Annotated in this window: 19 protein-coding genes; 7 read left to right on the top strand and 12 right to left on the bottom strand. The window is 43.2% G+C overall.

Annotated features, from left to right (window positions below):
- The first annotated feature begins 49 nt into the window (after positions 1 to 49).
- Complete coding sequence (locus G5S32_RS02985) at positions 50 to 424, top strand: PilZ domain-containing protein (protein WP_165310420.1); 375 nt, start codon at positions 50 to 52, stop codon at positions 422 to 424.
- A gap of 212 nt (positions 425 to 636) precedes the next feature.
- On the opposite strand, the gene tyrA is transcribed toward G5S32_RS02985, so the two are convergent.
- Positions 637 to 1773 (bottom strand): bifunctional chorismate mutase/prephenate dehydrogenase, encoded by a 1137-nt coding sequence (tyrA, locus tag G5S32_RS02980; RefSeq protein WP_165310419.1) that lies wholly within the window; start codon positions 1771 to 1773, stop codon positions 637 to 639.
- A gap of 13 nt (positions 1774 to 1786) precedes the next feature.
- Positions 1787 to 2860 carry a 3-deoxy-7-phosphoheptulonate synthase gene (locus G5S32_RS02975; RefSeq protein ID WP_165310418.1) on the bottom strand — a complete coding sequence of 358 codons (1074 nt, stop codon included), beginning with the start codon at positions 2858 to 2860 and terminating at the stop codon, positions 1787 to 1789.
- Between the two features lie 244 nt (positions 2861 to 3104).
- Between G5S32_RS02975 and G5S32_RS02970 the strand changes: the two genes are divergently transcribed.
- Complete coding sequence (locus tag G5S32_RS02970) at positions 3105 to 4781, top strand: sensor histidine kinase (protein WP_165310417.1); 1677 nt, start codon at positions 3105 to 3107, stop codon at positions 4779 to 4781.
- Between the two features lie 9 nt (positions 4782 to 4790).
- Positions 4791 to 5507 carry a two-component system response regulator BtsR gene (btsR, locus tag G5S32_RS02965; protein WP_165310416.1) on the top strand — a complete coding sequence of 239 codons (717 nt, stop codon included), beginning with the start codon at positions 4791 to 4793 and terminating at the stop codon, positions 5505 to 5507.
- A 125-nt stretch (positions 5508 to 5632) separates the two neighbouring features.
- Here btsR and nagZ read toward each other — a convergent pair whose 3' ends face one another.
- On the bottom strand, positions 5633 to 6622 hold the full coding sequence (gene nagZ, locus G5S32_RS02960) for a beta-N-acetylhexosaminidase (protein ID WP_165310415.1): 990 nt from the start codon (positions 6620 to 6622) through the stop codon (positions 5633 to 5635).
- A gap of 99 nt (positions 6623 to 6721) precedes the next feature.
- On the opposite strand from nagZ, the gene G5S32_RS02955 reads away from it, so the two are divergent.
- Together G5S32_RS02955 and G5S32_RS02950 are read left to right on the top strand one after the other, a co-directional pair.
- Positions 6722 to 7834 (top strand): anhydro-N-acetylmuramic acid kinase, encoded by a 1113-nt coding sequence (locus G5S32_RS02955; RefSeq protein ID WP_165310414.1) that lies wholly within the window; start codon positions 6722 to 6724, stop codon positions 7832 to 7834.
- 43 nt (positions 7835 to 7877) lie between these two features.
- Positions 7878 to 8201, top strand: a complete 324-nt coding sequence (locus tag G5S32_RS02950; protein WP_165310413.1) for an N-acetylmuramic acid 6-phosphate etherase family protein — start codon at positions 7878 to 7880, stop codon at positions 8199 to 8201.
- A gap of 99 nt (positions 8202 to 8300) precedes the next feature.
- Here G5S32_RS02950 and G5S32_RS02945 read toward each other — a convergent pair whose 3' ends face one another.
- Entirely contained in the window at positions 8301 to 10085 is a 1785-nt protein-coding gene (locus G5S32_RS02945) for a cation:proton antiporter (RefSeq protein WP_165310412.1), read from the bottom strand.
- A gap of 61 nt (positions 10086 to 10146) precedes the next feature.
- A complete protein-coding gene (locus G5S32_RS02940; RefSeq protein ID WP_165310411.1) occupies positions 10147 to 10488 on the bottom strand; it encodes a DUF2799 domain-containing protein in 342 nt (113 codons plus the stop codon).
- A 261-nt stretch (positions 10489 to 10749) separates the two neighbouring features.
- Here G5S32_RS02940 and G5S32_RS02935 point away from each other — a divergent pair, with 261 nt between their 5' ends.
- Complete coding sequence (locus G5S32_RS02935; protein ID WP_165310410.1) at positions 10750 to 12234, top strand: carbon starvation CstA family protein; 1485 nt, start codon at positions 10750 to 10752, stop codon at positions 12232 to 12234.
- Between the two features lie 94 nt (positions 12235 to 12328).
- On the opposite strand, the gene ispH is transcribed toward G5S32_RS02935, so the two are convergent.
- From ispH to murJ, 6 genes are all read right to left on the bottom strand, one after another.
- Positions 12329 to 13291 carry a 4-hydroxy-3-methylbut-2-enyl diphosphate reductase gene (ispH, locus tag G5S32_RS02930; protein WP_165310409.1) on the bottom strand — a complete coding sequence of 321 codons (963 nt, stop codon included), beginning with the start codon at positions 13289 to 13291 and terminating at the stop codon, positions 12329 to 12331.
- Positions 13292 to 13312: 21 nt separating this feature from the next.
- A complete protein-coding gene (fkpB, locus tag G5S32_RS02925) occupies positions 13313 to 13744 on the bottom strand; it encodes an FKBP-type peptidyl-prolyl cis-trans isomerase (protein WP_165310408.1) in 432 nt (143 codons plus the stop codon).
- A gap of 134 nt (positions 13745 to 13878) precedes the next feature.
- The gene (gene lspA / locus G5S32_RS02920; RefSeq protein ID WP_165310407.1) at positions 13879 to 14385 is read right to left on the bottom strand and encodes a signal peptidase II; all 507 of its coding nucleotides are present in this window, start codon (positions 14383 to 14385) and stop codon (positions 13879 to 13881) included.
- A gap of 14 nt (positions 14386 to 14399) precedes the next feature.
- Positions 14400 to 17261 (bottom strand): isoleucine--tRNA ligase, encoded by a 2862-nt coding sequence (gene ileS / locus G5S32_RS02915; protein WP_165310406.1) that lies wholly within the window; start codon positions 17259 to 17261, stop codon positions 14400 to 14402.
- Between the two features lie 64 nt (positions 17262 to 17325).
- Complete coding sequence (gene ribF, locus G5S32_RS02910; protein WP_165310405.1) at positions 17326 to 18261, bottom strand: bifunctional riboflavin kinase/FAD synthetase; 936 nt, start codon at positions 18259 to 18261, stop codon at positions 17326 to 17328.
- 71 nt (positions 18262 to 18332) lie between these two features.
- On the bottom strand, positions 18333 to 19895 hold the full coding sequence (gene murJ / locus G5S32_RS02905) for a murein biosynthesis integral membrane protein MurJ (RefSeq protein WP_165310404.1): 1563 nt from the start codon (positions 19893 to 19895) through the stop codon (positions 18333 to 18335).
- A 259-nt stretch (positions 19896 to 20154) separates the two neighbouring features.
- Here murJ and rpsT point away from each other — a divergent pair, with 259 nt between their 5' ends.
- A complete protein-coding gene (gene rpsT, locus G5S32_RS02900) occupies positions 20155 to 20415 on the top strand; it encodes a 30S ribosomal protein S20 (RefSeq protein ID WP_042484294.1) in 261 nt (86 codons plus the stop codon).
- Positions 20416 to 20512: 97 nt separating this feature from the next.
- Here rpsT and G5S32_RS02895 read toward each other — a convergent pair whose 3' ends face one another.
- Positions 20513 to 20806 carry an ArsR/SmtB family transcription factor gene (locus G5S32_RS02895; RefSeq protein WP_165310403.1) on the bottom strand — a complete coding sequence of 98 codons (294 nt, stop codon included), beginning with the start codon at positions 20804 to 20806 and terminating at the stop codon, positions 20513 to 20515.
- Positions 20807 to 20934: the final 128 nt, after the last annotated feature.

Below are 20934 nucleotides of genomic sequence, written 5' to 3'. Positions count from 1 at the left end.
AGACTATCCTTTGCTATGCTTTTGAGTAGGCTTACTGAGAGATAAACTTATGATCGAACGTCGACGTTTTTCACGCATCATCTATCAAGCACCGGCTACGCTGACTCAAGGCAATTATCAGCTAACCACCTGCATTCAAGATTTATCCTTAAAAGGGCTATTACTGTGGGCGGTCGATGAACCCGAACTCGATACCAACAGCATTGTAGACGTCACTTTCACTCTTCCTGACAGTGATATTTCTATTAACCTCTCAGCAACGCTCATCATGCAAAATGAACGTATTTTGCATCTTAAAATCGACCATATTGATATTGAAAGTGTTGGGCACTTACGCCGCTTAGTTGAATTGAATGTAGGTAGTGATGAACTGCTACACCGCGAACTTGAGCACTTAGTGGATTTAGCTGACTATGTTGATTAGGAGCAGACTACGCTGAGCAATAAAAACTTTTGGTTAATCAATACGAGTAAAAATCCACCTGCATAGCAGGCTGTCTTTTATACAGAAGTCCCTCACATGATGTGAGGGACTTCTGTATAAAAGACAGCCTTCATAGAAGGTGGTTTAGGGTTAGAAAACAAAAAAGCGCTGACTAATAGGCAGCGCTTTCTAGTTTGTTTTAGTTATTCACTTTAGCTTGAATGAGGACGGTGAATAGAGTCATTCGCTTGTTTTAGAAGATTCTGGCTCTCGGTCATAAACTGCTGAGAGTAATCACCAAACCACTGGCTTACCTGCTCAAAGCTTTCAACAAATCCAGCTTTATCTCGGCTTTCAATCAAACTCACGGCTTCACCGAAACTGCGTTGGAAACGCTGAATCATTTCGATGTTTTCGTCAGACGATAGAATAATATCGCCGTAAAGATTTGGATCTTGGCCAAACAAACGTCCAACCATTGCCAACTCAAGACGGTAAATTGGCGAGCTTAATTTCAGTAACTGAGCAAGATTTGGCTTCACTTTAGATAAGTGGTAACCGTATGCAAATGAAGTAAAGTGGCGTAATGCCTGAATCAACGTCATACCATGGTCATGCTCTTCAGCATCGATATTGCACAGACTCGCTCCCCAAATAGAGAACTGCTTTAACAACCATTGATACTGTTCTTTATCTCGACCATCACAATGAACGATAACCTGTTTCGCCAAGCTCGGCACATCTGGACCAAACATAGGGTGCAAACCAACAACAGGGCCTTTATGAACCGCCATCATGGCTTTCAAAGGCTTGGATTTGATGGAAGTTAAATCACACAAAATGCAATCTTCAGGCAGATTATTGAGCTTCTCGATAACACCAAGGGTTTTATGAATAGGTACTGTAACCACAACGAGGCCAGCATCTTTCAATAGCTCGTCCGCGCTGTCCCAATCTTTGCTACCTAGGACTTTCACTTGGTAACCAGACAATTTGAACATTCGCCCAAACAGACCACCTAGCTGACCATTACCACCAATGATGACGACTGAACGTAATTCAGGATTCAAACACTTAAAACCTGAATCTTTTTCACTGGCATAAGATTCACGCATGGTACGGCGAAGAATATCTTCAATTAATTGCGGAGGTACACCTTGTTTCTCAGCTTCTGCACGACGTGAAGCCAACATTGCCGCTTCACGATCTGGCGCATAAATAGGAAGACCGTGCTGGCTTTTTACTTCACCCACTTTTTCCACTAATGCTAAGCGACGAGCAAGCAGCTCCACCATCTGCTTATCAACCGCATCAATTTGGTCACGCAATTCATTCAATTCAACAGCCATGGTTAATCCTTTTTTATCCTTTCAGGCGGTTTTCTAGAAACGGTGTCAGCTCTCTGTGAGCTTTACGCAATAGTGCCTCAGTTGCTTCCCAATTAATACATGCGTCGGTGATTGATACACCGTACTTCATCTCACCAATTGGTAGATCTGAAGACTGATTGCCTTCATTTATGTGGCTTTCTATCATCAAACCGATGATTGAACGGTTACCTTCGCGAATTTGGTGAATCGCATCTTCCGCCACTAGAGGCTGACGGCGGTAATCTTTACGTGAGTTTGCATGGCTACAGTCGATCATCAACGCTGCATCTAGCCCTACTTTTGCTAAATCTTCTTCACACTCAGCCACAGACACTGAATCGTAGTTGGTTTGCTTGCCACCACGTAGGATCACATGACCATTCTCATTGCCTTTTGTGGTGAGTAATGCCACGTTACCTTCACGGTTGATACCCATGAAACGGTGGCTTGATGATGCAGCCTGCATAGCGTTGATCGCCGTTGAAAGACTACCATCTGTACCATTTTTAAAACCGATAGGCATTGATAAACCACTTGCCATTTCACGGTGAGTTTGAGATTCCGTGGTACGCGCGCCAATCGCAGCCCAGCTAAAAGTATCCGCTAGGTATTGTGGACTAATAGGATCAAGCGCTTCAGTTGCTAATGGAATATTCATCGCAGCTAGATCCACCAACAATTTACGACCTACATGCAAACCATGCTCAATATCAAAAGTGCCATCAAGATGCGGATCGTTTATGAGCCCTTTCCAACCTACCGTTGTACGCGGTTTTTCAAAGTAAACACGCATAACGATGTAAAGCTGATCTTTCAACTCCTCAGACAATGCTTTTAGGCGTTTCGCGTACTCTTTTGCCGCTTCAACATCATGGATAGAACAAGGACCGCATACTACTAACAAACGGTGATCGCGTTTATGAATAATATCTGCCACAGTCTGACGAGACTCACGGATAAAACGACGGCTATCATCACTTAAAGGTAATTTTGCTTTTAGCGCGTCTGGTGTGATCAATATTTGTTCATCAATTATATTGATATCACTTAGTTCACTTTTTTTCATCTCGTCACCTGTATTTAAATCTTTACACTGAATTTATGTACCTAAGTACAAACTGAATAAAACACAAATTATCAGGCTAGAAAAAGATTTCAAGTGTAAATTAAAAAAAACACACATGTAAAATTAAATTTACACAAACACAATTAAGCGCTTTTAGTCACTGAATGAGATTAAAACGTGTTTTATTGCTAATAACTTTCATAAAATACACCTCATCACAAACCTATGCTTTGCTGGCTGAACTATGGATTTGATCCTTTCTCTACTACAACAGATGTGTGTCTACTTAGTTTTAGCTTACATGTTAAGTAAGACGCCACTCTTTCTGCCGCTGCTTAATATTTCCAGCCGCATTGATCATAAGTTAAGTGTCTATGCCCTATTTTCTCTGTTTTGTATTATGGGTACGTACTTCGGTCTGCAAATTGATGACGCCATAGCCAATACCCGAGCCATTGGTGCGGTGATGGGTGGTCTGTTCGGTGGACCTGTGGTTGGTTTCTTCGTTGGGCTAACAGGCGGGATTCACCGCTACACTCTAGGTGGTTTTACCGATTTAGCCTGTGCCATTTCCACAACAGCGGAAGGTCTTATTGGTGGTCTGTTACACACCTATTTGCTCAGAAATAGTAAAGGACGACTCGTTTTCAGCCCGAGCATTGTCTTTGCCGTAACTCTGTTTGCCGAAATTATTCAGATGCTGCTGATTCTTATCGTCGCCAAACCGTTTGATGAAGCCTATGACCTGGTTTCGACCATTGCTGCACCAATGATCATTGCAAACTCTGTCGGTGCAGCACTATTCATGAGTATCCTACAAGACAGAAAAACCATATTCGAAGAGTATTCAGCCACCTTTTCTCGCAGAGCATTAAACATCGCAGAGCGCTCTGTCGGTATCCTCGCACAAGGTTTTAACCCTAAAAACGCAGATAAAATTGCCCGAATCGTTTACGAATTAACGAACGTAGGTGCAGTATCGATTACCGATAGAGAAAAGATTCTCGCTTTCGTCGGTATCGGCGACGACCACCATAAACCGAATACTCCGATATCTTCTCAAAGCACTCTAGATGCGATTTCGGGCAATGCCATCATCTACCTCGACGGTAAAGAACAACCTTACCAATGCTCATTATCACCGACCTGTAAACTAGGTTCAGCACTTATCATTCCCCTTCGAGCAGGTGACAGAGTTATTGGCACTATTAAGCTTTATGAGCCAAAACGTAAGCTGTTCTCCACCATCAATATGTCTATGGCACAAGGTATCGCCCAGTTACTTTCAAGCCAGATTCTTTATGGCGAATACCAACAGAAACAAATTCTGCTTTCAAGGGCAGAAATTAAGCTGTTACAAGCGCAAATCAACCCGCACTTCCTATTTAATGCACTCAATACCATTAGCGCGGTGATTCGTAGGGATCCCACCAAAGCTCGCGAATTAATTCAGCATCTATCGCAGTTTTTCCGTAGTAACCTGAAACAGAATATAGAAACAGTAACACTTCGAGACGAAATAGCCCACGTCAACGCCTACCTAACTATAGAGAAAGCCCGTTTTAGTGACCGGCTAGATGTCGAGATCGATATCGATAGTTCTTTGTTGGAACGTAATGTGCCTACTTTCACCTTACAACCTATGGTGGAAAATGCGATAAAACACGGCACGTCCAACTTACTTGAAGATGGTAAAGTTCGCATTTACAGCGAATTGGCAGATAACGGCTACCGAGTAGTAGTTGAAGACAACGCAGGCAGCTATCAGGCTCCCAGTGAAGATCATGATGGGCTGGGAATGCAGATTGTTGCCAAACGACTGACCAATAAATTCGGCGATGACTCAGCACTAAAAATCGAAGTTGAACCGGGACAATACACACGAATGAGCTTCCTCATTCCTAATCAAGAAAACAAGTAAGGGATTAGAATGCTTTCAGCACTGGTCATTGACGACGAACTTTTCGCCCGTGAAGAACTGACAGAATTACTTGAAGAGAGTGGCGAAATTAATGTTATCGGACAAGCGAACAACGCCATTGAAGGTCTTAAGAAAATAAACCAACTAAAACCAGATGTAGTCTTCCTTGATATTCAGATGCCTCAAATCACAGGCATTGAAATGTTGAGTATGTTGGACCCTGAAACCATGCCTAAGGTTGTGTTCGTCACCGCTTATGACCAATATGCTTTGCAAGCGTTTGAAGACAACGCATTTGATTACTTGTTGAAACCGATTGAAATAGCACGGTTGAACAAAACGCTTCAACGTCTGCAACGTAGCACAACGCAAAAGAAAGACTACTCAACCATCGCACCTACCACCTTGGATCAGGTGCCGTGTATTGGTCTGAACCGAATCGTTATTATTCCCACAACTGAGGTTGAGTATGCGTTTACTGATATTAGCGGCGTACATGTTCAAACCCATAATCAAAGAGCCACCAGCCAGCTTACGTTGAAAATATTGGAAGAAAAAACGCATCTTCTGCGTTGTCATCGCCAGTATTTAATTAATCTCAAAGCGATTAAAGAAATAAAGCTGCTTGAAAATGGATTAGCGGAAATTATTACGCGTTCGGAGCACAAAGTTCCAGTCAGCCGTCGCTACTTAAAAGAGCTAAAAGAAAAACTCGGATTTCACTAACCAGTTTAACTAACCAGTAGTAGTGTGCCGATATTGATAAACAAACCCAACGAACCATGGACGGCTCGTTGGAGCTTCAGGATGAACAAGTGCGTGTTTGTGTCCAATATCGGCTTAAGCCAAAATTAGCTGTGCTGATCTATGATTCGTTGCATCGCAGACACCGCTTGCTTCCACTGTTCCGCTGATTTTAATTCTTGATAACTAAAGTTTTGCTTCTTCAGTAGTTGATCAGCTTGAGCAACCTCAACAATCGCTAAGTTATCCAACACTTCAACAGCCGCTTCACGCTTGTTACACATTAAAATCATGTCGCAGCCTGCATCAAGCGCTTGCTGTGAACGCTCTGCTGGCGACCCCATGATTGCAGCACCTTCCATACTTAAATCATCAGAGAAGATAATGCCTTTGAATCCCATCTCTTGGCGCAAAACCTTTTTCAACCAATAAGGAGAGCCACTAGCAGGCTGATCATCAAAATGCGGGTAAATAACGTGAGCAGGCATCATGGCATCGAGAATTCCAGCTGCAATCTGAGCTTTAAAAATCGAGATATCATCGCTGATAGCTTCACGCTCATCGTAAGGCGTTTCTAAATGAGAATCTGCAATCACAGCACCGTGCCCAGGAAAGTGCTTGCCTGTTGTCGCCATACCTACAGATTTCATTCCCTGCATAAAAGCACTGCTGTGTTTGAGTACTGTTGCGACATCTTCACCAAACGCACGGTTGCCAATGGCACGACATTCAAAGCCTTTATCGAGCACTGGTGCAAAACTCAAATCGACATCGTGAGCAATCAGCTCCGCAGCCATTAACCAGCCACCTTGCTTTGCTAACTCTGCGCCGTTTTCACACTTCGCATATAACTGAGCCGCTGGAATTTTACTAAAACCTTCACGAAAACGCTGAACTCGGCCCCCCTCTTGATCGACACCGATTAAGATAGGACGCTTTGCCGCTTGGCGAATCGCTTTATTTAACGCCAATAGCTGTTGATTATCGTGGTAATTGCGAGCAAACAATATGACGCCACCAACCGTAGGATGTTGCAAAATTTCGCGATCTTCTGCGGTCAATTCATAGCCTTCCACATCAAGCCATAACGGTCCCATTATTTCTCCTAAGTTCAAATTTTGTCACTGCGAGTGAGGTTATTCAGTTTATTTTTCAATTACAATGAGTTTGTTTAGATATGACGGCGAGATTACATAATGAATGAACGTGAACTGTATATAGGAATTATGTCTGGAACGAGTTTGGATGGTGTCGACACCGCTTTGGTGGCGATACAAGACGATGAAATCGAACTTATTGAGCACGACTTCTTTTCATTTCCTGCAGATCTCAAATCTCGCGTGTTGAATATTTGTATTGGTCAGGCAACTCACTTACCGGAAATTGGCGAGATCGATCATGAGCTTGGTCATCTGTTTGCTGAAGCTGCATTGGCTCTGGTTGAGAAATCGAACATTGATAAACAACAGATTCGAGCTATTGGCAGCCATGGACAAACCGTTTTCCACCAGCCTAATAGTGAAAAACCGTTTACGATGCAATTGGGCGACAGCAACATCATCGCTGCAAAAACAGGTATTACTACTGTTGCAGATTTCAGACGAAAAGACATGGCATTGGGAGGACAAGGTGCTCCTTTAGTTCCTGCATTTCACCACACCATTTTTAAAGTAAAAGACTCCAGTGTGGTGGTGCTCAATATCGGTGGCATCTCGAACATCTCTGTACTTAAACCTAAAGGTGACGTGGTTGGCTATGACACAGGTCCAGGCAACATGTTGATGGATTCGTGGTGTCAACTTAACTGGAATGAGAGTTATGACAAAGATGCCTCTAGAGCCAAACAAGGCAAAGTTATACCTGAATTGCTAGAGCATTTTTGCCAAGAATCTTACCTATATGAGCCAGCACCGAAGAGCACTGGGCGAGAGCTGTTTAACTTACCTTGGTTAGAAAAACATCTCGAGGGCACCCATTACTCATCGGAAGATGTTGTTCGCACTTTGTGCGAATTTACCGCAGTAACTATCTGTAACGAAGTGACTAAATTTACGATAGGTCCACAGCCAGAACTGTTGGTCTGTGGTGGCGGCGCACAAAACCCCTTACTGATGGCAAGAATCCAATCTCTTCTACCAAACTGGACAGTTGCTCCGACCATCAGCAAAGGCGTCGATAGCGACTATATGGAAGCCATGGCGTTTGCATGGCTTGCTCAGCGCAGAATGCATAATTTGCCAAGTAATTTGCCTGCAGTTACTGGAGCCTCTCGCCTTGCAAGTCTTGGCGTTATCTATTTTTCGGATTAATATAGCGACAAGCATCACAATTTAGAGGTTATTGAGGTAATTCATGGCTAACGACGCACTTTTATCCGCGCTTTCTCATATTGTGTCAAAAGAACAGGAACTGAATGATTTAGAGCAGCATTTTCAGTCGCCAAAGCCTAATCATAAAACGGTTAATGACCAAGAAAAGTTAAAGAAGCGTGCAATTCGAATCGTTATGCAAGCCACAGATTGCAATTCCCAAACAGCAGAATCGCTATTAATTGAATGCGGTTATAGCGCTAAAGTCGCCATTTTGATGCTATTGACGGGGGTGGATGCAGATTTTGCAAAAGAGAAGCTGTCTGAATCTGACGGTGTACTGCATAAGGTGATTAAAGAGCAATAACTCTTCCCCTTTATTCTTATCTAAAAGAGCCTCTTTTGAGGCTCTTTTTGTTACATAGTCGTCAATTAAACATTCATACAACCTAAACTGAAACCCCAACTAGGCTTTAATCAATGAGACAACTGTCTCCCCTTCTTTTGGTGCAAATGAATTTAGGTCAGAACATATTTGCACACGATTGCGAGAATCAACCAAGAACAGCGGCAAAACGTAGCTATCCTGATGTTTCTTTAAATAATCATCATAAGTGAAGTTTTCACTTAGCTTAGTATGTTTAATTTCACCACCCTGATTGATTAAGCTTGCCAGTTTTTTGTAACTGACATCAGCACCTAGGAATGATAAACCGTGATATTCCTGCGCGACTACGTGTTTATCTTTAGTGTTACCATTTACCTTATCATGCAGACAAAACACCCGCCTCTCACCAAAATCAGATAAAAACTGCATACACGCCATTATGTTGAAGTGTTTATCCGGGCTTAACGCCACGACATGCCCAATACCAATTAAGTTCAGATACTCATCGGCATGACTTGAAATCGGATTCCCATAATAGTTCTCCAACCCTGCCATTCTAGCTTGGCGAATATAGTCCCAGTTCGAATCGGTGAGCACGACTCGGCAATCGTATTTCATAATCGCCAAGCCCAACTGACGAGCGACATCATTAGCACCAATGATAAGAAAACCTTTCGGTGCTGGCTCAGCCACTTCGAGCGCTAATGCCATCGGCCTTGCCGTCGCACTTTGCAAAACAACAGTACCGATGATGACCATAAAGGTAAGTGGAACTAATAACTCAGCTTCGGTCATACCTACAGCACTAAGCTTAATCGCAAACAATGACGAAATGGACGCAGCAACAATGCCTCGCGGTGCTACCCATGCGAGAAAGAGTTTTTCTTTAAATGCTAAACTGCTGCGCAAGGTTGAAAGCAATATTGAAACAGGGCGGGAAACAAACTGCATCACAGCAAACAGTAACAGCGCGCTCCAGCCCAATGTGGTGAAGTCATTCAGTTGAATACGTGCTGCTAGCAAAATAAAAAGTCCGGTAATCAACAAGATGGTGAGATTCTCTTTGAAATGCAGAATGTGGCGGATATTCACATCTTTGGCATTAGCAAGCCACATCCCCATCACAGTCACAGTTAGCAAACCAGATTCAGATTCGATGTGGTTTGAGAGAGCAAAGATGCCTAACACCACACTAAGAACGCCAAAAGGTTGAAGATATTCCGGAATAAGACTTTTACGCAGTACATAAGCGACAGCCCCCCCGGATAATACGCCAAGAACTAAACCAACGACGATGATGAGACCAAACACTTGTAGGCTATGTGCTTCGCTACTTGAAACAATAAACTCATACACCATTACAACGAAAAGCGCACCTAACGGGTCGATAAGGATACCTTCCCAACGGAGTATGTTTGACAGCCGAGTATTTGGTCTTACCGTTCGTAATAGAGGGACAATAACGGTCGGTCCCGTCACTACAGTCAAACTGCCAAATAGAAATGCGAGAGTCCAATCAAACCCAAGCAAAGTGTGAGCAGCAAAAGAAGTGATAGCCCATGAGATAAAGGCACCAAAAGAGACAATGCTCCACACGGTGTTACTGACACCGCGTATCTCTTTAAAATTGAGCGTTAAGCTGCCTTCAAACAAGATGACGGCAACCGCTAATGAGATTAGTGGAAATAATAACTCGCCAAGCAATTGTTGAGGCACAAGAACACCGGTTAGAGGTCCGGCAATAATGCCTGCGAGCAGCAAAAACAAAATGGCTGGCAAGCGTAAACGCCAAGCCAGCCACTGACAAAATAAACCAACAACACCAACACTGGCTAAAGCTAACGCGAGTGATTCGTCGTGCATCGTTGCACCTCAACATCCTGTAACTAACGAATAAGAAAAGGACAATGAAATAAAAATTTAGTTAGTTATTGTATTCATTCCAGCCACGTTGCCATTCCATACGAAATTGCTGTGCCTGTTCTGTTCCTTCACACACACCTTCGTAATATTGACCACTGACACCGATTTGATAAGCAAAATTAGGATTGCAATATTCAGCGATGCCTGCTGAATAGCCATTTTCATAATCCGATACTTGAACATCACCCAGTTCAGATAATCGCTTATGCGAACGTTGAGAATGTCCAACCATACCGTCCTGATAACCAATTTGATACCAATTTCCTTCTTTTGCCAAATCGCTATCACTGGCTACGCAGCCAAAGAGCCCTAACACAGCCAACGCAACAATTGCTTTTTTCATTATTTACCTTCTATTTAGCAAAAAATCTTCAGCCCTTTAGATATACCACTGATTGCTAAATCTTTCCTACTAAATCCGCTTACCGAACCACTTAACCTTTGCAAGGAACCACTATCCAACATCAGAAACCACTTATTTACATCAGAAACCACTTAATTCTCTATTTGACCACTCACTAGGAAAGCGCATGTTACTAGCGTAGCAACCGATTACTATGCAAATTGAGCTTATTTATTAATCCAATAACAAAGGACAATCGCTATGTTGTGGTTCCTAACCTGTGTAGCAGCACTGCTAGCTGGATATTTCATCTACGGTGCTATCGTAGAGAAAATCTTCGGTATTAACGAAAAACGTAAAACGCCTGCCCATACTAAAGCTGACGGTGTCGACTATGTTCGTATGTCAACGCCTAAAGTTTACCTAGTTCAACTTCTAAATATTGCTGGTGTTGGTCCAATCTTCGGTCCAATCATGGGTGCCCTTTATGGTCCTGCTGCAATGCTATGGATTGTTGTTGGTTGTGTATTTGCTGGTGCAGTTCACGATTACTTCTCAGGCATGCTTTCAATTCGTAACGGTGGTGCATCAGTACCAACCATGACAGGTCGTTACTTGGGCAATGGCGCAAAACACTTTATGAACATCTTTGCCATTGTTCTACTACTTCTTGTTGGTGTGGTATTCGTTTCAGCTCCAGCGGGCATGATCACTAACCTAGTCAATGAACAAACTAGCCTAACAGTAAGCATGAGCACTATGGTTGTGATCATCTTTGCTTACTACATTCTTGCTACAATCGTACCTGTAGATAAAATCATTGGCCGCTTCTACCCACTATTCGGTGCGCTTCTAATTTTCATGTCTGTAGGTCTGATTACGGCTATTGCGTTCTCAAGCGAACACCAAATTTTAGCTGGCTTTGAACCAAGCGACATGTTCAGCAACCTGAACCCTAAAGATATGCCTTTATGGCCAGCACTATTCATCACAATCGCTTGTGGTGCAATCTCTGGTTTCCATGCAACACAATCACCACTAATGGCTCGTTGTATTGAGAACGAAACCAACGGTCGTTTCGTTTTCTACGGAGCAATGATCGGTGAAGGTATCATCGCGCTAATCTGGTGTGCTATCGCTCTATCATTCTTCGATTCGCTAGAAGGTCTACAAGCTGCAATTGCTAATGGTGGTCCAGGTAATGTTGTTTATAGCGCCTCATTCGGTCTACTAGGTGTATTCGGTGGTATTATCGCATTCCTAGGCGTTGTTATCCTACCAATCACTTCTGGCGACACTGCGTTCCGTTCAAGCCGTCTAATCCTTGCTGAATACTTCAACATGGAACAAAAAACGCTGCGTAACCGTCTATTCATGGCGCTACCACTATTCGTTATCGGTGGTGTACTGACTCAAGTAGATTTTGGTATCATCTGGCGCTACTTCGGTTTTGCAAACCAAGCTACAGCGGTAATGATGTTGTGGACAGCATCTGCTTACCTACTACGCCATAACAAGTTCCACTGGATCACAACAGTTCCAGCAGCGTTTATGACTGCTGTATGTATTACCTTTATCCTGAACAACGGTACGCTAGGGTTTGGTCAATCAATGCAACTATCAACTATCATTGGTGTTGTAGCGGCTCTAGCAATTACTGCTTACGTAATCAAAATCTCTAAAGGTAAAGGCGATACAGAGTACGCTGACGAAGAAAAACCATCAGGCGTGACTGAAACTGTTTAGTTTTCATAAACAACGTTTTTGTAGAAATTAAGAAGGGCTCCGATTGGAGCCCTTCTTTTTTGTTCAACGAAAGAGAAAACTATGAGAAAAGAGATTAATCAATCTGCTTAATCTGTAACTCTTTTGGCACTTCGAAAAACATATTCTCTTCACGACCTAGCACTTCTTCCACTGAAGTCGCCCCGAGTTCTTTAATACGATTGATAATTTGGTTAACCAACTCTTCTGGTGCTGAAGCACCTGCAGTTACACCTACTTGACTCTTACCGTCAAACCACTCCGGGCGCACATCTTCAGGGCAGTCAGTCAGATATCCTGGCGTACCTAACTTTTCTGCCAACTCTTTTAGACGTGTTGAATTCGATGAATTTTTAGAACCTACTACAATCATCACATCCACTTCACTTGCTAGAATACGAACGGCATCCTGACGGTTTTGAGTAGCGTAACAAATGTCGTCTTTGCGCGGACCTTGAATTTCAGGGAACACTTCACGCAGTTTATCTATCACATCCGCTGTTTCATCCACAGATAACGTTGTTTGGCTTACGTAATGCAGATGACTTGGATCTTTAACTTTCTCAACCAAAGCAATAACATCGTCTGGCTTTTCAACCAAATACATACCACCTTTATTGCTGGCATATTGCCCCATAGTACCTTCAACTTCAGGATGTCCAGCATGACCGATTAACACCACTTCCATATGTTTACGGCTTGCACGCGCTACCTCCATATGAACTTTGGTCACTAAAGGACATGTCGCATCAAACACCGTCAAGTCACGCTCTTTTGCTTCTATACGTACGGCCTGAGAAACACCATGAGCAGAAAAAATCACAATGTTGTTGTCCGGCACTTCATGCAACTCTTCGACAAAAACTGCTCCACGCTGTTTTAGCCCTTCAACCACAAAACGGTTGTGTACCACTTCGTGACGAACATAGATAGGTGGCTGATACATTTCTAATGCACGCTCTACGATGCTGATGGCACGATCAACACCAGCGCAGAAGCCGCGAGGGTTAGCTAACAGTATTTTCATGTTGTTGCTCATGGATGTATTTTAAGTAATCAGTTATTCAACAGACAAAATTTCGACATCAAAGATAACATCTTGTCCGGCTAGAGGGTGGTTGAAATCAACCGTCACAGAGTCGCCTACAATCTCGGTGATAATACCCGGAATTTCCATACCATCAGGGCCACTAAATGCCATGATAGTACCGACTTCCACCTCAGACTCACCGATAAATTTCGCGCGGTCCATATGGTGGATATTATCTGGATTTGGCTGTCCAAAAGCATCATCAGCGGCTAATTCGATAGCTTGGCTTTGTCCTGCTGTCATTCCGATAAGGCACTGTTCAAAATTTTCACTTAAGCTGCCATCACCAATCACAAACTTGGCTGGTTTGCCTAAGTTATGCGTACTGTCAGCAACAGAGCCATCTTTCAATTTAATAGTGAAATGCAGGGTCACGGCAGAATCTTGATTAATTGTTGTCACGTTGGGCTTCCTTCAGGTTAATCGAGATCTATACGTCTCGTTTTCTTTATATTTAATTTATTAGGTCTTTTTCTAACAAAAAGCGCTCTCCGAATCAACGGACAGCGCTTAGGGTTATTAGGAGGTGCTAGAACTTACGCCGCTTTTTTATTATTGCGGAAACTATCTAAAATAATCATCGCCGCACCAATACAAATTGCACTATCCGCTAAATTAAATGCGGGCCAGTGGTAATTACCCCAATAAAAATCTAAGTAATCAACCACAAATCCGTGTACAACGCGATCAAACACGTTACCCACAGCGCCGCTAATAATCAGCGCATACGCAATGTTGTTCCATTTATCACTCGCAGGTAGACGTCTCATCCAAAATGCGAGTAAGCCAGTTACAACAAAAGCGATTGCAGTAAAAAACCAACGTTGCCAACCAGCTTGATCACTTAAGAAGCTAAAAGCTGCGCCGTAGTTATGGACATAAAGCAGGTTAAAAAATGGAAGGATTTCAATGCGATTATCCCACCCATAACCCATGCTATTCATAACAACGAGTTTAATGCCAATGTCCGCCACGAACATCACGAGTGCAAGCCATAGCCAGCGCACTCCTGATTGTTTTAGCGTTAATGCTTGCTGTGTCATCTAAAAGCCTTTGATTATGCGAACTTACGAACTTCGCCTTCGCCGTCAACGTTAGACACACAACGACCACAGATTTTCTCGTGTCCAGCAATAGTGCCAACATCTGCAGTGTGGTGCCAACAACGGTCACACTTCTCTGCTTCAGCTTTATTTACTTGAACAAACAGACCTTCAATTTCAGTTTCATGCGCAGCGTCTGTCTTCTCAGAAACTGGCTTAACCGCAGCTTTAGAAGTCAGCAGTACAAAGCGAAGTTCATCTTCAAGTTTGTTGATTTTCGCCGCTAGTCCGTCTTCAGCAAACAGCGTCACTTCTGCTTGTAGTGAACCACCGATAGTTTTCTCGTTACGAGCGTTTTCAATTAGTTTATTTACAGCACCGCGAATTTCTTGAATTTCAGTCCAGAATTCATTGTTAAATTCTTCACCTTCTACAAGGCCAAACAGGCCTTGGTACCACTCGCCGGTGAATACAAACTTGCTACGATCTTCACCATTCTCTTGTTTCGCTGGCATCTCGTTCCAGATTTCATCTGCTGTGAACGACATAATTGGTGCCATCCAACGAACCAGAGCTTCTACGATGTAGTAAAGTGCCGTTTGGCAACTACGTTGAGCATGGCCACCTTTCTTCGCTGTATATTGACGGTCTTTAATTACATCTAAGTAGAAAGAACCCATTTCCACAGAACAGAAGTGCATTAGACGTTGAACAACTGCGTGAGTGTTGTACTCATCGTATGCCTTAACAATTTCTTGTTGTGCAGCTAGTGCGCGAGCGACAGCCCAACGATCCAGAGCAACCATGTCTTCTGCCGCAACCATATCAGTTGCAGGGTTGAAACCATTTAAGTTCGCTAGGAAGAAACGAGCTGTGTTGCGGATACGACGGTAAGAATCGGCGCTGCGTTTCAGGATCTCATCAGAAACCGCGACTTCACCAGTGTAGTCTGTTGAAGCAACCCATAGACGTAGGATATCTGCACCTAGCTTGTTGGTGACATCTTTAGGAGCAACCACGTTACCAATAGATTTAGACATCTTACGACCTTGACCATCAACTACGAAACCGTGAGTTAACACTTCTTTGTAAGGTGCTTTACCTTTCATCGCGATAGATGAAATCAGAGAAGATTGGAACCAGCCACGGTGTTGGTCAGAACCTTCTAGGTACATGTCCGCTTCCGCGCCGTTGAACTCTTCACGATTATCAACAACCGCGTAGTGAGTGACACCAGAGTCAAACCATACGTCTAGCGTGTCTAATACTTTTTCGTATTTCTCAGCATCTGCACCAAGCAACTCCGCAGATTCAACATCCCACCATGCCTGGATACCTTTCTCTTCCACAAGCTTCGCAACTTTCTCAATCAGTTCAGGGCTGTTTGGATGAAGCTCAGATGTTTCTTTGTGAACGAACAGAGCAATTGGTACACCCCACGTACGTTGACGAGAAACACACCATTCAGGGCGACCTTCTATCATGCCTTCGATACGGCTTTGACCCCATTCCGGCATCCATTGAACGCTCTTGATCGATTTCAGAGCTTGGGCGCGAAGACCCGCTTGGTCCATAGAAACGAACCATTGTGGCGTTGCACGGAAGATGATTGGTGTTTTATGACGCCAGCAATGTGGGTAGCTGTGCTCATAGGCGTGATGATGAAGAAGAGCACCTTTTTCTTTCAGTACTTCTACTACATTGTCATTCGCTTTGAATACATGTTGACCAGCAAAGAACTCCGTATCTGGCAGGTATACACCGTTTGAACCTACTGGGTTTGCTACTTCTAGACCGTATTTTTGACCTACTGCAAAGTCTTCTTGACCGTGACCAGGCGCTGTGTGAACGACACCAGTACCAGAGTCTGTTGTAACGTGATCACCAAGGATCGCAGGAACAGTGAAGTCATAGAATGGGTGTTGGAACTGAGTCAACTCTAGATCACTGCCTTTAGCAAAGCCTAGATTGTGGAACTGCTCAATGCCAGCACGATCCATCACTTCCTTAGCAAGCTCAGAAGCAACGATAATACGCTCTGGATGCTGACCTTTTTCAAGAGCGCCTTCAACTTGAATTAGCACATATTCTAAATCGTCACGAAGACACACAGCACGGTTTGCTGGAAGCGTCCATGGTGTAGTTGTCCAGATAACGATTGAAACGTCACCTTCACCTGCATGGTCAGATTGAAGAGCAAACTTAGCAAGCAGTGCAGATTCATCTGCCGCTTTGAAACGTACGTCGATAGATGGAGATACTTTGTTTTTGTACTCTACTTCTGCTTCAGCAAGAGCTGAACCACAATCTGTACACCAATGAACAGGCTTGAAACCTTTCAGTAAGTGACCGTTATCGGCAATTTTGCCTAGCGCACGAATGATGTTTGCTTCTGTAGCAAAATCCATAGTGCGGTACGGTTTATCCCACTCACCAAGAATACCAAGACGTTTGAAGCTCTCTTTTTGGCCTTCAACTTGACCCGCAGCGTATTCACGACATTTTTCGCGGAACTCAGCTGCTGTCACTTTTTGTCCAGGTTTACCCACTTTCTTTTCTACCATCAATTCAATTGGTAGACCATGACAGTCCCAACCTGGAATGTATGGCGAATCAAAACCAGAAAGTGTTTTAGATTTAATAATAATGTCTTTAAGAATCTTATTTAGTGCGTGACCAATATGAATATCACCGTTGGCATATGGAGGGCCATCATGCAGGATGAAAGATTTTTTGCCTTTTTTAGCTTTACGGATTTCACCGTATAGATCTTCTTGGTACCAACGCTCTAACATTGCTGGCTCACGATTAGCCAGATCACCGCGCATTGGGAACCCTGTCTCTGGTAAATTCAGGGTATTTTTATAGTCACTCATCGATTCTTAATTCCGTTGTATTGGGCGAAGTTAGACATTATTTTTAACCAGTGGAATCAACTGGCTAATTCTTAAACTGAAGCAACCACACCCTAGCCGCTTCAGCATCCAATTCTATTTGTTGTTTAAGCGCATCAAATGACTCAAACTTCTTCTCATCTCTTAACTTATGTAAAAGTGCAACTTCTAGCTGCTTTCCATATAAATTGCCTTGGAAGTCAAATAAGTGCACTTCTAGCTGCTGACGAACACCGTTTACTGTTGGTCGCTGACCGATATTTGCCACGCCACCAATAGGTTGTTCACCTAGTCCATAAGCTTCGACAACATACACACCAGACACAGGTGAAACACAGCGTTTTAGTGGAATATTTGCCGTAGGAAAACCAATAGTACGACCCAGTTTTCGACCATGGGAAACTCGACCGCTGATACTATAATCTCTTCCTAGCATTTCTGACGTTCCCGTCAGATCGTTTTCGGCCAACGATTCGCGAATCGCCGTACTACTCACGCGAAGCTCTTCTAAGCAGAAACTTTCCGTGCTGACGACTTCAAAACCGTATTTTTTTCCAGCCTCTTTGAGCATAGCAAAATTACCTTTACGCTCACGGCCAAAACAAAAATCGTCGCCAACAACCAGAAACTTAACACCCAAACGTTTTACCAACAAGTCACGGATAAAAGTGTCCGCATCTAAGCTGGCAAAATGATGGTTAAAATTCACACACAATAGTCGATCAATATCAAGTTTACTCAACTGAACAAACTTATCTCTCAGACGAGTTAACCGAGCTGGCGCTTTGTCTTTTAGGAAAAGCTCCATAGGCTGCGGTTCAAATGTCATTACGACCGAAGGTAAATTCAGCGACTTTGCTTGTTCAGAGACTTTATGAAGAACTCGCTGATGTCCTAAATGAACACCGTCAAAATTACCAATCGTCAACACACAGCCATTATGTTGTGCTTTGATGTTATGAATACCGCGTATTAATTCCATTGGAATACGTTTAAAACCTATAGTTCTCAGTTATATTGGTGCGAAACTGGCGGATTATACCCTAATTAACATTATTCTGTCGCCGCTTTTAAGTCCTTTAGGCGTAAGCCTAGAACCCATGCGGTGATCAAATAAACAATTGCGCCTAAACCAATAAGCGCAGCCAGTATTAATGCACGCTGATGGAAGCTCCACTCTAGCCAAATCGACATGTCTTCCAGTTGCCACAAAATAGCAGCCACCATAGCACCACCAGCAACTACCAATCGCGCAAAGAACAATACTGTTTTACGAGAAAGCTGATATACGCCTTGCTTGTGCAAACCATTATAAAGTAGAGCCATATTAATGAAGGCTGATAACGCGGTAGCAGCAGCTAAACCAACAAAACCATAGAACCAAGCGAAAATAGCGTTGAAGACAATGTTACTCACCATAGCTATGATGCCGTAGCGAACCGGAGTTTTGGTATCTTGGCGCGAGTAATAGCCAGGTGCGAGAACCTTTATCAACATAAAGTTCAGAAGCCCTGCAGCATAAGCCAAAAGCGACATCGACGCTTGCTCAACATCACTCGCAGAGAACTCACCTCGCATGAAAAGCACCATCAACATTGGCTTAGCTAATACCATCAAGCCAAGCATGGCAGGGACCCCTAATAAAGTCACCATGCGCACCCCCCAATCCATGGTATGAGCAAACCCTTCACTATGTGCATCCACATGTTTGCGTGAAAGCGCAGGCAGAATAACAGTTGCAATAGCAATACCAAACAAGCCCAGTGGAAATTCTAATAAACGGTCTGAATAATAAAGCCAACTGATAGAACCAGTTTGCAGGAAACTTGCAACAAACGAGTCAAATAATAAGTTGATTTGGCTTACAGAGACACCAAACAGAGCAGGAATCATCAAAGTGCGAATTTTAACCACACCAGGATCTTTCCAGCCCCATTTGGGCTTAACTAGCGCTCCCGCTTTGATCAGAAAAGGCAGTTGGAATAAAAACTGAGCTAAACCACCCAAAAATACACCTATTGCTAAACCGATCTCTGGCTGATCCAAGTTTGGTGAGATATACCAAGCCGAAAGGATCATCATTACGTTAAGAAACACAGGCGTAAAAGAAGAAACCGCGAATTTTCCGAGGGTATTTAATATAGCCCCAGATAGAGCGACAAAAGTAATGAACCATAAATAAGGAAAGGTGATTTTGAGCAGCAGACTCGCCAATTCGAATTTTGGAGCCGCCGGACCATCATCAAGCCAATCAATAAACCAACCAGCACCAAACACAGCCGTAACAACACCGGAGAACACAATACCTAGCAAAGTAACAATAGAGACTAATACTCCCAGAGTACCCGATGCTTTGGCAATTAAGTCTCGAGTTTTGTTAATGTCACCTGACGCATGATATTCTGTTAGGACAGGAACAAAGGCTTGAGAGAATGCCCCTTCAGCGAATAGGCGACGCAAAAAGTTAGGAATTCGGTTAGCGAAGAAAAATACGTCTGCGCTTGCACCAGCCCCCATAAGATTTGCAACTACAATATCACGCACTAATCCCAATACGCGGGAGATAAGTGTCATAGCACTGACAATCATGCCAGACTTGAGTAAGCGTTTGCTCACGATAACCTCGAAAAACAAGCTAAAACAACATAGTTGACCACTGAATGCAAAGAATGTCATTCAGAGAGTAGATAAGTATTAGCATTGAAAAAAAAATACTGTTAGAATCCACGCCATCTTAACCGCGAAGGCCTTTTTATACCAAACTTGTTTGGTGCAGGTGGGTTTTTGCACAAATCATTTGACATTTTAGAGCAAATAGGGGATATTCCTCGCCCTTAAAATGTTACCTAACGAAAAGTTTTTGGGAGTTAGACCCTTGGCAAATAGTAAATCTGCTAAGAAGCGCGCTATCCAAGCTGAGAAACGTCGCCAGCACAATGCTAGCCGTCGTTCTATGATGCGCACTTACATGAAGAAAACTGTTGCTGCTATCCAAGCAGGCGACAAAGAAACTGCAACTGCTGCTTTCGCTGTAGTTACACCAATCCTAGACCGCATGGCGACTAAAGGCCTTATTCATAAGAATAAAGCAGCTCGTCATAAGTCTCGCTTCGCTGCAGCTATCAAAGCTCTATAATTCTGGCTTGAATTATCAGCGATGAAAAAAACCGGCTTTTGCCGGTTTTTTTATATCTGCTTTTTATATCTAAACGTTACAGTTTTAAAACTTCTGTTCAGCTGCAGTAAATACCATGCAGTAGTTCGATCATCTTTTTCACTTCATCGCTGCTTAGCGTGTAAAAGACCGTTTGCGCAGACTTGCGAGTATTTACTAACCCGTCACGTCTCAACCAAGCTAAATGCTGCGAGAGTGCTGATTGGCTTAGTTCGAGTTTTCCGCATAACTCACCAACAGACAACTCATTGTTGTGCAGCAAGCAAAGAATTTGTAAACGCCTTTCATTCGCCATCGCTTTCAATAAAACAACAGCTTGAGCGGAATTCTTTTCCATTTCTTGTAAATTCATGAATTAAGTCCCCTGGGAACAACTTCTAAACGCTCTTTAAGTCGACATGATTAACTAATTCAACTAGTTATGCGGCATATTAGCGGGGTAAAGTGTTTTGGTAATATCAATTAAGGTTATTTATGCGA

This window comes from Vibrio ziniensis (assembly GCF_011064285.1).
GTDB lineage: Bacteria > Pseudomonadota > Gammaproteobacteria > Enterobacterales > Vibrionaceae > Vibrio > Vibrio ziniensis.
The sequence above is the reverse complement of the archived record's forward strand: the minus strand, read 5'-3'. Positions and strand labels throughout refer to the sequence as shown.